Here is a 13,682-nt window from a genome sequence, read left to right as displayed (position 1 = left end):
AACGCCACCTCCTGTTTTAAAATCCATTATTATCTGAAACAGCCTTAATCCAATAGGCACTTTTCTTGGCAGTACGTTCTTGTGTTTCCAGGTTAACTGAGAAAAAGCCATAACGATTTTTATACGCGTTCATCCATGACCAGTTATCCATGAACGACCATAGATGATAACCCTTCGCATTGCACCCTTCTTCAATGGCTTGATGCAGCCACTTCAAGTGTTCCCGAATGAATTCAATTCGGTAGTCATCCTGGATTTCGCCATTTTCAATAAATCGCTCTTCATTCTGTACGCCCATACCATTTTCGGATATAAAGGATGGAATATTGCCGTAGTTCTCTTTTAAATTAATCATAATATCATAGACGCCTTTTTCATAGATTTCCCAGCCGCGATATTTATTCATTTTACGTCCAGGCATTTCATACATATCAAAAAACCAGTCAGGCATGAACGGTCCATATGGATTTGGCATGTTCTCTTTTGCTTTTACACGACGTGGCTGATAATAGTTCACACCTAGAATGTCTGCTGTATTTGTTTTCAATAATTTCTTGTCACCTTTTTCCACTGTTGGTAGGTGCCCATGCTCCTTCAAAATATCAATGAGTTCTTGCGGGTATTCTCCCAGAACAGCAGGATCCAGAAAACTCCTATTGAAAAATAAATCCGCAATCTGTGATGCCCTTAAATCAGCCGGATTATTACTCCGTGGATAGGACGGTGTCAAATTAAGAATAATCCCGATGATGCCGTCCGGTATATGATGTCTGCGGAACGCCTCGACAGCTTTTGCGTGGGCAATCATTGTATTATATGCAACCTGAAAGGCACGTTTGGCATCAACAATGTTCGGATAGTGAAAATCGTATAAATAACCACCTTCAACAGGAACGATTGGCTCATTAAAAGTAAACCATTTCGTCACACAATCGCCGAACAGACGGAAACATTCATCCGCAAATCTGGCATAAGCTTCAACAACTTCTCTGTTTTCCCATCCGCCTTCTTCCTGCAATTCAAATGGCATATCAAAATGGAATAGATTTATGAATGGTTCAATATCATGTGCGAGCAATTCGTCAATGACATTGTTATAGAATGTTACAGCCTCCGGGTTAATCTCCCCTCGACCACCAGGAATCAATCTTGACCAGGAGATCGAGAATCTATATGTGTTATGCCCGATTTCCTTCATCCGTCTGATATCTTCTTTATAACGATGGTAAAAATCAGAAGTAGTCTCTGGCCCGACATTTTCAAAAAAACGATTTGACTCTGTTTCATACCAGTGATCCCATATATTCTTGCCTTTGCCACCCGCGTTGGCAGCACCTTCAATTTGGGTGGCTGATGTGGCACTTCCCCACCAGAAATCCTTTGGAAATGAATAGGTAATTGTCATGCATTATACCGCCTTTCTATTTGATCCGATAAATTTCAACAAGTTCAACCGCAAGATCCCGAACCGTCATGGATGTCATTAGATGGTCCTGCGAATGAATTAGCATCAGATTTAGTGGTGATTCGTCACCATTAGCTTCATTCTGTAACAGTTTAGTTTGGTATTCATGTGCCTTGTTCAACTCTTCTCCGGCATTTTCCATGAGCTGATCAGCCTTCACAAAATTACCTTCTTTTGCTTCCTGTATAGCTTCCATAGCGCTTGACTTCCCATTGCCAGCATATAAGATTATTTGAAATGCGGTTTCTGTTATATTGTTAGTATCCACGTGTTTTCACCTCTGAAGAATAATGTGAGATAATGGCCCTGCCAACACAGGACCATTTTTTAAAATAAGTCTAACTTGCTTTACTTGTTCCTTCCTTTTTCTCCGATTCATAATAGCTTTTATCAAGAATTTTCAGGAACGGCCACCAGATCAGGAACACAACCGCCATATTGAAAAACTGCAGCACTGCCCCCTGCCAGGCATTCCCTGTTGCCAGAAAGCCACTTATACCAACTGGAGTCGTCCATGGCACAATAATCCCGGCTGGTTTTGGCACGAGACCAGTCGCCATCGAAAAGTATGTGATGAACGTAATAACAACCGGTGCAAGCAGCCATGGAATTAATGCCAGCGGATTCATGATAATCGGCAGACCAAATATAATTGGTTCGTTAACATTAAATATCCCTGGAGGTCCGCCAAGCTTACCAAGTTCCTTCAGCTGACGACTTCGTCCAATCAGAAATATACCAATTACAACTGCCAGAGTCATACCTGACCCGCCCATACCGACAAGGAAAGTATCAATAAACTGCTTGGTAATAATATTTGGCAATTCCTCGCCTGCCTGGAACGCCTGCAGGTTTTCGTCATTTAACGCGTACCAGATTGGGTCAAACACCGAGTTGATAATGATCTGTCCATGCAAACCAAAGAACCAGAACAGCTGAATCAACAGAACCGCCACAATCGTAGCAGCCAAACCGCTCCCCAGAGACGTCAATGGCTCCTGAATAAGTGTATAAATAAAGTTCTGAACCGTTTCAAATGGTGTATAACTGAAAATAATTCGGATAACGATAAATACACCTAGTGTTAATGTAATTGGAATTAAAGCACTGAATGAACGCGATACCGCTTCAGGTACACCCGCTGGCATCTTGATGGTCCAATTTTTCTGGACAAAAATCCGGTAAAGCTCAGCAGCGAAGAACGCCGTGAAAATACCAAGGAACATCCCTTCCGCACCAAGCACGTTCGTCGGGATGACACCTGAAACCCCTTCAAGTGTCTGTGGCGTCAGAATAAGAAACGCAGCAAATGCTGCCACACCACCATAAATTCCTTCTATATCATAAGACTCTGTCAATTTAGTACCTATACCAATAATAACAAAAGCACCCATAATGCTGAGTGTTGCAGCAGAAGCTGGCCCCAAAGCACTTTGATATGTTGCAAAGGCATCTTCACCAATCAATTTATCCAAAAATGGAAGATTGGCAAGAACGACAAAAATAGATCCAAAAATAATTAATGGCAATGCTATCATGAAACCATCACGCAATGCGGTTAAATAACGGTTATTATTCAACTTTTCCGCAATTGGCATCAAGATGTTTTCAAGAATATCCATGAATTTATTCATTTTGACTCTCCCCCTATTAAAGTTTAACCGTCAATCAGCTTCAGAGCATGATCAAGAACTGCTTTTCCGTCAACACGCCCATATGCAACAGGATTAATGACATCTAGTGGTACACCAAGCTCATCAGCCACTTTTCCATATTTCTTCTTCATAAATCGCATCTGCGGACCGATAAGCAGCACATCCGCATTTTCCAGTTCTTTAACGGCTTTATCCTGAGCAACCGCCCAGATTTTCACATCAATTCCACGACCTTTCGCTTCCTCCTCCATTTTTTTAACTAATAGACTTGTAGACATTCCGGATGAACATGCTAATAAAATATGTTTCATAATAGTTCCTCCCCAAAGGCTTGTTTGTCTTGAAGTACTTTCATTATAATTTAAAAGCGCTTACATGTAGACACAATGTATTTCCGTTGATAGTAGGAAAAAGTTATTTATTGCTTTGCTTTTGGCAGGAAGGAATAAAAAAAGGTTAGGAACCTGAGCGGACATTATCCGCGTCGTTCCTAACCTTTTTATGCACAGAGATTAACCGGTAGAAAAATCTTCTTGCCTAGTTAATAGTAGCTACCATATTGTCAGCTCATTAACTTTAATTAGTCTCAACCAAAGTTAATGTCACATTATCAATTTGCAAATTAGTATTACCAGGCGCTTCCTGATAGAAAGCAATTTTCAGGGTTCCGTTGGTCACCTGAACAGTTCCACTTATCTCTTTGTACTCTGTTCCATGAGTAATATCAGTGTATACAGGATCTCCTCCATAACCTGATAATTCCATTCTGCTTACATCAGCAGTTCCGGAATTTTGTTTAACCATTGCACTCACGGTATACGTACCATTTTCGAGTTCAGTTATTGTTTGTGAAACCTCTGCAGTATATGGATTAGTACTCCATATCCAGTACTTACTGCCTTCATATGCATCGTTACTGTCTACACCACCAGATGCATTACCTGTCAACGTCCATCCAGTTGTTCCATCTTCAAAATCTCCGTTGATCAATTTTATAGTTGGATCATCATAGCCTGGTACCTCTATGTCCGGCTTATCTTCCCATTCTACAAATATCTCCAACGGGCTGACTGGCCCAGTATAAAGACCACCACCACCTGTTCCATCAAAAACTCTTATACTAATAACATTTTCTTCACCATATTGGATGGCTTCAGCAGGGATTACATATTCTCTATCCACTTCCCATGCAGTGACCATTCCTGCTTCCCCTTCTCCTGTTGGGAACGTACCGGTTTGGCCAATCTTATGTCCGTTGAAGTATGTTGTGTCTACATCATCAATCTTTCCCAATCTTACTTTTAATGAATGACCTTCCCATTCTGCAGGAATGTCGATTGTTTTTCTGTACCAGCCATATACACTGTTATCTGTATAGTTAGAGTGTTCCTCCCAGCTTGATGGAAGATTTACTGTTTCCCAGTCGCTATCATCAAAATCTTCTTCTTTCCAGCTAGGATCGTCTCCTTTTTGAAATAACCATTTCCCTGCCATTTCAATAGAAGGTAATCCTATGGTTTTTGTAAGGTCACCTAAGGAAACTTCGAATACTCCAACAGTTTCTGTAAGCTGATAAGTAAGCCTTACTTCTACGCTGGCTCCTCCTGCTTGTGCAGGCACTTCTACTGTTTCACTTTTTACAACCTCGCCATTCACATATAGTGGCACCTCTGTTTCTCCTGCATAGCTTCCATAGTTAACTACATCGGCTGTTGCTGTAATTGTTTGGCCTTCTAACAATACATCTAAATTGTAATAGTCAAATGTTGGTTCTTTTTCATTAACCGTTACTTGTTTTGTATTTAGTCCACTTACCCTGAATTGATAATCGCCTGCTTCAAACAGTTTATTGTAGGTTAAGCTTACCTCCTTGGTACTTCTAGGAGCAACCCTTACAAACTTTTCGTCTACCTTTTCTCCATCAATTTTCAATTCCAATTGTTTAGCGGCAATTACATTCCCTTTATTTCTAAGGTTGACTTTCACTGCAAATTCATCATTGGATTGAATAGATTTAGCAAAATCTTCATAGGAAACTTTCACTTTTTGTTTCTTGTAATTCGGAAATTTTGCTAGTTCCTATTTAGATGCCGGATAAATTCTAACTGCTTGCCCGCCACCTGCTGCAAGGGAAGCAGTTAATGTGTCATTCGACTTTACAATTACTTTATTTATAGAGACCGATGTTGGATTCGTTACCAAATCTGCGTCAGGACCATCAGAATAAATTTCAGCTACATATTGTTCACCTTTATCCAGGAAGTCCAGGGCTATATCCAAATCTCTCGCGTTTTCATCTGTGATACTTCCGATATACCATTCTTCTCCACTGCGACGGATAATACTGGCATAATCCCCAATTGCAGCGTTTGGAACGATGATATCATCCCATGTTACCGGGACGTCCTTAATAAACTGAAATTCTGGTAAAATATTTCCATCCTCATCCTTGTAATTTTCTGGTAAATCGGCAACCATCTGTGTTCCACTGGAAATGGTTACATACAAGGCTAGTTGTTTAGCTCGTGTTGTATGGACACGAGTATTAGCATGTGATATTTCAACATCAAAAATTCCTGGCGTAAAATCAATAGGTCCACCCATCATTCTAGTGAATGGAAGAATTGTTGCATGTTCAGGAGGATTTGTATCGTCGCTAAAGGCACTATATTCCATTCCACTAACACCTTCACGACTCATCCAGTTCGGATAGGTACGTTCAAGGCCTGTACCTTTAATTGGTTCGTGGGTATCAATCATAATCTGATGTTCGGCCGCTCTTTTCACAGCATCTAAGTAATGATTAACCATATATTGACCATGATGACGCTGACCCTCTGGATTATGGATTCCATTGTCAGCAACATATCCACTTTTAATGGCATGAATCCCTAACTCTTGATATAAATCATAGGCTTCACCCATTTGATTCTCGTAATTCACGATATCTCCTGATGTTTCGTTATGCATAATATAAGAGACATCTTTATTTTGCGCATACTCGACAACCTCTTTTAAATCATAGTCAGGATAAGATTTAGTAAAATTAAATTGATCTCCATTTTCAATCCAATTTCCATCCCAGCCAATGTTCCATCCTTCGACTAATAGACCGATATTTTGGTTTTCAGTATCAAGATAGTTGTGGGCGAAATCGATATATTCTTTTGCATGTTCTGTTGTAGCACCATGCTTTGGACCTGATGCCCATGTTGATTTGCCACTAATCATTTCCCACCAAACCCCTACATATTTCATTGGCTCGATCCATGAAGTATTCTCTAGAGCATTTGGCTCATTTAGATTTAAAACCATATCAGATTCAACAAGGTCACCAGCGTTTTCTCCAACTTGAATGGTCCTCCACGGTGTTTCTATTGGGAATGAGTCCTTTTTAACCTTTGTACCGTCTGGCCATGGTGCTAAGTGACTTTCTAATGTATTTTCTTTTCCATCTACTGCTTTTAGAGCCATACCCGCATAATCTATTAAAGCAGCCTCATGAACAGTAAGGTGTATCCCTTCTGGTGTTTTCATAGTAAAAGGAGTACTAACTTCTTGAACTTGACTTAATAGAGTTTGTTTATAGTTATATTCATAACTATCCCAGTCATTTGGAATCCACCAGGAAGTATTATTACTTGATAATTGAAATTCCGTTTCCTCTGATGTTATTTCTATATGTTCACTACTAAAACCATTTTGTTCTGGCAGGACATATTTAAATCCTAACCCCTCATCAAAAACTCTAAAGATAAGGTTCAATTTTCTATGCGGTTCTTCTTCCTCCTGCAGATAAACTGTTAATTCTTCATAATGGTTTTTTATCTCGCTTTTTTCACCCCATTGAGGCTCCCAGGTCTCGTTAAAACTATCAGTAGTAGTTTTGATGATTTTAAAGTTATTTTTTAAGGGTAGTTGTTCTTTAAACTCAAATCCTAAAGTTGAGGAATCAACAAGATTAACCCCGTTATAGGAAAGCTGATAACTTGGCGCTCCCTTATCAGTTAGTTGAAAACCCAGGTTAACCTTGCCATCAGGTGAGCCTACCTGCGCGGTCATCTCCTGTTCACTTTCCACTTCGGCACTTACTTGTACAACCGTTGCAATGGAAAAAGCTAGTATTAAACTTAGCATCAGGTAAAATTTCCGTATTACTTTATTTTTATTCCCCATACTTTTCCTCCTTTTTATCATTTCACTTGCTTGAAATTATCGTCAGACGCTTGACCGTTCTTCTTAAAAAAGAAAAACAATGTTACAAGTACTCCCTCCCTCATTATTAGATAACGTTACAATAGTTTAGTATACAGAAATTTCTAATTTTTTAATTGATTAAAGTCTGTACTTTCTTATGATTTTTATCAATTTTTTATTATGCGAATCAATTTCATAATTACTCTTTTGAGGGACAGGTTGAGCTTTTGTTTTTTTGTTTATATAAATTTAATCCCTTAATTTTCATATTTTAGTAGTCGATTTTCAGAGGTCTCTTCCTGTCCCCTCAGAAGGGCCTATACAAACTCTCAAGATACTCCCCCTCATCTTTCAACTTCTTCCTCATTTCTCTTCCCCAGCTTTTCACGGCATCAATGGATACACCTTCCTGCTGAGCGATTTCTTGCTTTGACATCCCTTCAATGATGAAGAAATGCACCCATTTCCATTGATTTTCGGTTAGCTTGGACTTCACGCTTTCCCAAAAGGTATTATCCTCGATGGTGATACCATTCTGGTCGAATATTGGAAGTTTCATTGTCCCGCAGCTGTTGCCATTATCTACTTCGCATATTTCTTTTTGATTAATTTTCTGTTCATTATTGTCTTCTCTTGTTTTCGTTCGGAGCATGTCGATTAGGCGGTTGCGAATTGTGTAGTTGAAATAGGTTGCAAGTGGGCCTTTGTCTGGGTCGTATTTTTTGTAAGCCATCCACATCGCGTACAGTCCTTCTACGTAGAATTCCCGATGCGGGTCGTTTATTCCCAGCTTCAGCATATGATAATGGATCCTTTTTTCATTTTGCTCGAAGATTTCTTCAAACGTCATACTCACCTTTTCAGTCATTTTTTCTCCCCCTAATAACTATACTTTTAATAGAGCAAGTCCACTAAATCTCATCCTATGTATCTCTCAATTTTCGCTGTAAAATCGGAAAATGTCCCTATAATTGTGATATTCAGATTACCCATCTATTCATTTGTATAATCGATAGAACTCTGCAAAAGGTGGCATTTTACTGAAAAAAAATTATGTATGAAATTTTTAGAAATAAACAAAACTGCCAGATCAACTAGTGAACCATCACCACAGACCTAACAGTTTCTATGTTTTTTATACTGCTTCAACACAACCTACACCCACACATCAAAATCTAAAGAATGGTGGAATCTGACTCCAATTTCCCAGCTTTTCACTGCCTCTGTGGTTACGCTTTCATTTTTGCAAATTCCTTTAGTGATATTCCTAATAGAAACTCCCTCATTTCCATTGGTTTTCTTTTAGCTTTTACTTCATTGCTCTCCCAGAGCATATCTGTGATTCCTGATTGATCTACCATTGGAAATTTCGTTAATCCGTTCCGATCGCTTTATCCGTGCTACATATTTCTTCTATGTTGTTACCTTATCTTGTTTGTTTTTCATATCAATGAGACGTTTATGAATTGTGTAGTTAAAGTAAGTTGCCAGTGGTCCTTTGTTTGGCTCGTATTTTTTGTATGCCATCCACAACTCATATAATCCTTCCACGTAAAACTCCCGATACGGATTGTAGCTACCAAGTTTGTGCATATGGTAGTGAATTCTTTTTGCATTTTGCTTAAAGAATTCCTCAAACGTTACATTTTCTTTGTCTTTCATTGATTGGCCCCCTTTATTATTCTCTTATATAATAGAGTATGTTCACAAATTCGTCATCAAAAATTTTCCATTTCTGACTAAAAATTTAGCTTTTATGGAAAAAATGTCGAAAATTTGTAATATTTGATCGAAAAGCACGCTTATTTCAGCTATTTAATCGATAAAATCACACAAAAAGTGGCCACAACTTTAAAGATATCAGTTTTTATGTAAGGCACCTAACCTCCAATTCCCACCTAAAAACTATAAAGATTTTTTGACATAATTCGGGAAGTGACAGGCACCCCCAAAAAAGCTGTCCGCCCCAAAAAAGACCCTTCCCCTCGAAAGGAAATGAGCCTCATTCATCACTTAATTATTCCTGCTTTTTTAAATTATCCAATTCCAGAGCTTTCATTGTTGAAGTTTTAATTTCAGCAATAAGTTCGGGTTTATCAGATAACGTTTCACCATATGAGGGAATCATTTCTTTTAATTTTGGTTTCCACTCATTAAGCTTTTGCGGGAAGCATTTTTCAATTAATCCAAGCATGTCTGAAACAGACGTTGATGCACCCGGCGAACCACCAAGTAATGCAGCCAATGTTCTATCGTGGCTGTGAACAATTTCCGTATCACTAAATTGAATGGTCCCTTTACCAGCTGGCGTATCTTTAATCACTTGTACACGTTGTCCAGCCACTTTTAGTTCCCAGTCCTCGTCTTTTGCATTAGGAAAGAATTCTCGTAATTCATTCATTCTCTCTTTCTTTGATAGTCTCAATTGTTGAATCAAGTATTTCAGCAACGATATATTTTTGACGCCCGCTGCTAACATGGTAATCATATTGTCCGCCTTGACTGAAGCAAACAAGTCCAAATTTGAACCTGACTTATGAAACTTAGGTAAAAAGCCTGCAAAAGGACCAAAAATTAGTGTTCTTTTACCATCGATAAAACGCGTATCCAAATGTGGAACAACCATTAGTGGTGCTCCAGGTGGATTTTTACCATATACCTTTGCGTAGTGCTGTTCAATCACCTTAGGATTATTACATTCCAGATATTGTCCACTGATAGGAAAACCGCCAATGTGTTTCCCTTCAGGAATTCCGGTTTTCTGTAATAAAAGCAAGCTGCCGCCGCCGGCTCCTATGAAAACAAACTTCGAAGTATGCGTTCCAATTGCACCGTTCTTGTCCCGAACCTTCAATTCCCACAACCCATCTGTGGTCTGCTTTATATCTAGCACATTATGATTGTAATTAACAGATACGTTTTCTCTTTCCAAATAATCGTACATTGTGCGGGTCAATTCCCCATAGTTAACATCTGTTCCATCATCAATTTTCGATCCGGCAACAGATTCATTTGCTGACCTATCATTCATAATAAGCGGGAACCATTCTTTTAATCGTTCTGGATCTTGGGAAAACTCTATTTCTTGAAATAAAGGATGCCCAGATAATGCTTCAAAGCGTTTTTTTAGAAATTCTACATTTTCCTCGCCTTTAACAAAACTCACATGAGGTAAACTGGTAATAAAATTGCGTGGGTTCTCAATTAAACTACGATTTGTCAAATAAGCCCAGAGTTGCCTTGACAAGTGAAAACGTTCATTTATTCTAACTGCTGCATTAATATCGATGGAACCGTCAGATTGTTCATTTGTATAATTCAACTCGCATAATGCGGCATGTCCTGTTCCTGAATTATTTTTTTCGTTAGAGCTTTCTCCACCAGCAACTCCAAGCTGTTCGAAAGCTGTAATTTTCCAATTAGGTTCTAATTCTTTAAACAATACTCCCAAGGTTGCACTCATAATCCCAGCACCTATTAGAACAACGTCTGATGTAGATGATTGATAACTCATTTTGGCTCACTCCCATTTATATAGTTCGAATTCTCGTTTAAACAGAGTTCAGTATTATAAGACCATAAGCTCCGTTTTCGAAAGCAAGTGGAACTAGCTTTCGAAAACGGAGCCAAACTGTTGGTTCCAGCACTTATGGAAATATGAAAGGTAATTATGAAACTCGTATAATAACATCCTCTATAAATCTTATACTTAGAATATATGTGCTCCGATTATCGTAATGAATAATACGACAAAACCAGCAATTGCTTCACTAGTGGTATATGTTTTCAAACCACCCTTAACAGTTAATCCAGCAATTTTGGTTGAAATCCAGAATCCACTGTCATTTACATGCCCAAGCATTAATCCACCTGAGAGAGAAGCCATGGCAACCCAAACCGGATGAATATCGACACCTGTTGCAACTCCAGCCATAATAGTCATTGTAGTAATACCGGCTACTGTACCTGAACCGGTGATTGTCCTAAACATAACACCCATAAAAAATGCTACCAAAATAATACTTATGGTGGACTGGGCATCGCTTACAAAAATATTTACAATAGCCTGATCAATGCCAGTGTTTTCGATAATTTTACCGAAAGCTCCACCAGCCCCGGTAATTAACAATACGATACCTGTTGCCTGCATTGCTTCTGAAGAGGAATTATCTCTTTCTTCTTTGCTAAGCGATTTGGCTGCGATAAAGTAAGCTGCTAATGTACCGATTAGTAATGCAATAATCCGATGACTAAAGAAGGCGATTACAGCAGGATTTTCATCATAGAAAACGCTTCCAACTGAACCTAAAATAATCATAATACTTGGTAAAATGATTGGAATTAAGGCCAGCAATGCAGATGGCGGATTTGATGGAACATCTATTCTTCCAAAAGTATTGTCCAATGACTCATCCTCGTCCTGCTCTTTATTCCAAAATCCTTTATCTAAAATAATGAAATATAGTTTGATCGTTACCATTGTAGCCACAAATCCAACTAATGTACCTATCAAAATCATAATTCCTAAGTCAAAATCCAATATACTTGCAGCAGCTAATGGATTTGGTGTTGGTGGCACCAGTGTATGTGCTACAGCCGCACCAATTATAATTGCCCCTACAGAGTATGGTAAAGGTTTATTTGCTTGTTTCCCCAATTGAATTGCTAATGGTACCAAGATGATAAAGGCAACATCAAAGAATACTGGTATTGCCAGGATGAACGAAGCTGCACCCAAGGCATATAAAGCCCATTTTTCGGACGTCCTGTTCAAAACTGCCGTCGCAATTGAGTAAGCACCACCGGAATCGGAAATAAGTTTACCCAATATAACTCCAAGGCCAATTGGAATACCCAATGCAGTCATTAATCCTCCAAAGCCTTCTGAAATACTAGTTAACGTTTCCACGAGTCCAAGTCCTGAAGCAATCCCCATAAATAAACTGGCAATAACTAACGTTACAGCAACATTAAATTTAAACTTCATTGCTAACGTTAAAATGATTACAAGTGATAAAAATAAGTATCCTATCAAAAAAATATCTTCACTCATATTCCTGTCTCCCCCTTGTTATTTTAATATTAAGAAATATATTTATCTACTTCCGGGCGATATAAGCTTACCTCGCCCTGGAAGTTGAAAATTTAAATTTTATAATTCTATTAATCTTTATTTACTTTTTGCAGATTTGCTTTTTTATTTAGACTTACACCAAAACCTGGACGGTCGCTTAATTTGACCTTACCGTTTTCTGGAATAATTTCATCCTCAAGTAATGGGTAATATTGCGGAACAACCTTATCTGCATTCGGGCTCATGACCAAATATTCTGCAAACGGACTGTTAGTCTTGGTAGTCACATAATGATAGCTGTACACCCCACTGCCATGAGGAATTACGTATTTTCCATAGCTTTCAGCCAAATTACCGATCTTTATTAGCTCAGTTAATCCACCACACCATCCAACATCCGGCTGGATAATATCCACGTCACTGAACTCCATTAACATTCTAAATCCGTAGCGTGTCGCTTCATGTTCTCCACCGGTAACCATCATGTTATTTGGTGCCCTTTTCTTCAAATCACGGTATGCCCAATAATCATCCGGGTTGAAGCATTCCTCAATCCATCTAAATCCAAGCTCTGATGATTTTTCCATTAATTTTTGTGCGTATGGCAAATCGAGTGACATCCAGCAATCCCACATAAGCCAGAAATCATCGCCAACACGTTCACGCATATCTGCTGCTTGTTCAATGTTTTTCCGTAACCCTTCTTCGCCATCAGCAGGACCATATACCAATGGAATTTTACCACCGATAAAGCCCATTTCTTTAGCCAAATCCGGGCGCGGTCCGGTTGCATAACATGAAATCTCATCTCGGACCTTTCCGCCAATCATGGCATATACGGGTTCTTGTCTGACTTTTCCAATTAAATCCCATAAAGCAAGATCAACTGCTGAAATCGCATTCATAACTACACCTTTTCGACCATAATACATTGTCGATCGATACATTTGGTCCCACATTTTTTCAACATTTTCCACTGGTTGTCCAACAATAAATCGATCTAGGTGATTCATGACTATCCATGCAGCCGGGTAGCCTCCGGTTGAAATTCCAACACCAACTTCTCCATTATCCGCTTCAACCTCGATTACTAATGTCTTTAAAGCATTAATCCCAAAACTGGTTCTTGTTTTTTTGTATTCAGGATAAATACTCATTGGTGTTGCAATTTGATTGACAATCCAATGTTCCTGTCCCTGATCGTGATAGTCACCGCCGCCACCACCTGCAACATATGCACGAATGTCTTTGATCTTTTGACCGGTCAACCCCATTATTCTACCTCCCTAAA

12 protein-coding genes are annotated in these 13,682 nt (G+C 38.9%); all 12 read right to left on the bottom strand.

Translation table 11 applies throughout. From position 1 onward, the window contains the following. Positions 1 to 16: 16 nt before the first annotated feature. A complete protein-coding gene (locus BLS02_RS03805) occupies positions 17 to 1,405 on the bottom strand; it encodes a glycoside hydrolase family 1 protein (protein WP_092491627.1) in 1,389 nt (462 codons plus the stop codon). Between the two features lie 16 nt (positions 1,406 to 1,421). Then, the gene (locus BLS02_RS03800) at positions 1,422 to 1,733 is read right to left on the bottom strand and encodes a PTS lactose/cellobiose transporter subunit IIA (protein ID WP_092491626.1); all 312 of its coding nucleotides are present in this window, start codon (positions 1,731 to 1,733) and stop codon (positions 1,422 to 1,424) included. A 70-nt stretch (positions 1,734 to 1,803) separates the two neighbouring features. Then, a complete protein-coding gene (gene celB, locus BLS02_RS03795; RefSeq protein ID WP_092491625.1) occupies positions 1,804 to 3,099 on the bottom strand; it encodes a PTS cellobiose transporter subunit IIC in 1,296 nt (431 codons plus the stop codon). A 23-nt stretch (positions 3,100 to 3,122) separates the two neighbouring features. Next, on the bottom strand, positions 3,123 to 3,431 hold the full coding sequence (locus BLS02_RS03790; protein ID WP_092491624.1) for a PTS sugar transporter subunit IIB: 309 nt from the start codon (positions 3,429 to 3,431) through the stop codon (positions 3,123 to 3,125). A gap of 265 nt (positions 3,432 to 3,696) precedes the next feature. After that, a complete protein-coding gene (locus tag BLS02_RS19140) occupies positions 3,697 to 5,163 on the bottom strand; it encodes a carbohydrate binding domain-containing protein (protein ID WP_254788713.1) in 1,467 nt (488 codons plus the stop codon). Positions 5,164 to 5,199: 36 nt separating this feature from the next. Continuing rightward, entirely contained in the window at positions 5,200 to 7,296 is a 2,097-nt protein-coding gene (locus BLS02_RS03780) for a glycoside hydrolase family 97 protein (RefSeq protein WP_217633931.1), read from the bottom strand. A 328-nt stretch (positions 7,297 to 7,624) separates the two neighbouring features. After that, entirely contained in the window at positions 7,625 to 8,185 is a 561-nt protein-coding gene (locus tag BLS02_RS03775) for a sigma-70 family RNA polymerase sigma factor (RefSeq protein WP_254788712.1), read from the bottom strand. 361 nt (positions 8,186 to 8,546) lie between these two features. After that, the gene (locus BLS02_RS19295; RefSeq protein ID WP_302846733.1) at positions 8,547 to 8,678 is read right to left on the bottom strand and encodes a hypothetical protein; all 132 of its coding nucleotides are present in this window, start codon (positions 8,676 to 8,678) and stop codon (positions 8,547 to 8,549) included. A gap of 52 nt (positions 8,679 to 8,730) precedes the next feature. Continuing rightward, positions 8,731 to 8,979, bottom strand: coding sequence for a sigma factor (locus BLS02_RS03770; RefSeq protein WP_092491623.1), 249 nt, complete (start codon positions 8,977 to 8,979; stop codon positions 8,731 to 8,733). Between the two features lie 355 nt (positions 8,980 to 9,334). Further along, positions 9,335 to 10,831, bottom strand: coding sequence for a malate dehydrogenase (quinone) (gene mqo / locus BLS02_RS03765; RefSeq protein WP_092491622.1), 1,497 nt, complete (start codon positions 10,829 to 10,831; stop codon positions 9,335 to 9,337). Positions 10,832 to 11,026: 195 nt separating this feature from the next. After that, the gene (locus tag BLS02_RS03760) at positions 11,027 to 12,370 is read right to left on the bottom strand and encodes a GntP family permease (RefSeq protein ID WP_092491621.1); all 1,344 of its coding nucleotides are present in this window, start codon (positions 12,368 to 12,370) and stop codon (positions 11,027 to 11,029) included. A 110-nt stretch (positions 12,371 to 12,480) separates the two neighbouring features. Next, on the bottom strand, positions 12,481 to 13,665 hold the full coding sequence (rhmD, locus tag BLS02_RS03755; protein WP_092491620.1) for an L-rhamnonate dehydratase: 1,185 nt from the start codon (positions 13,663 to 13,665) through the stop codon (positions 12,481 to 12,483). Positions 13,666 to 13,682: the final 17 nt, after the last annotated feature.

It is taken from the genome of Virgibacillus salinus, assembly GCF_900102415.1.
GTDB lineage: Bacteria > Bacillota > Bacilli > Bacillales > Amphibacillaceae > Lentibacillus > Lentibacillus subterraneus.
This window is presented reverse-complemented; position numbering and strand designations above follow the sequence as displayed.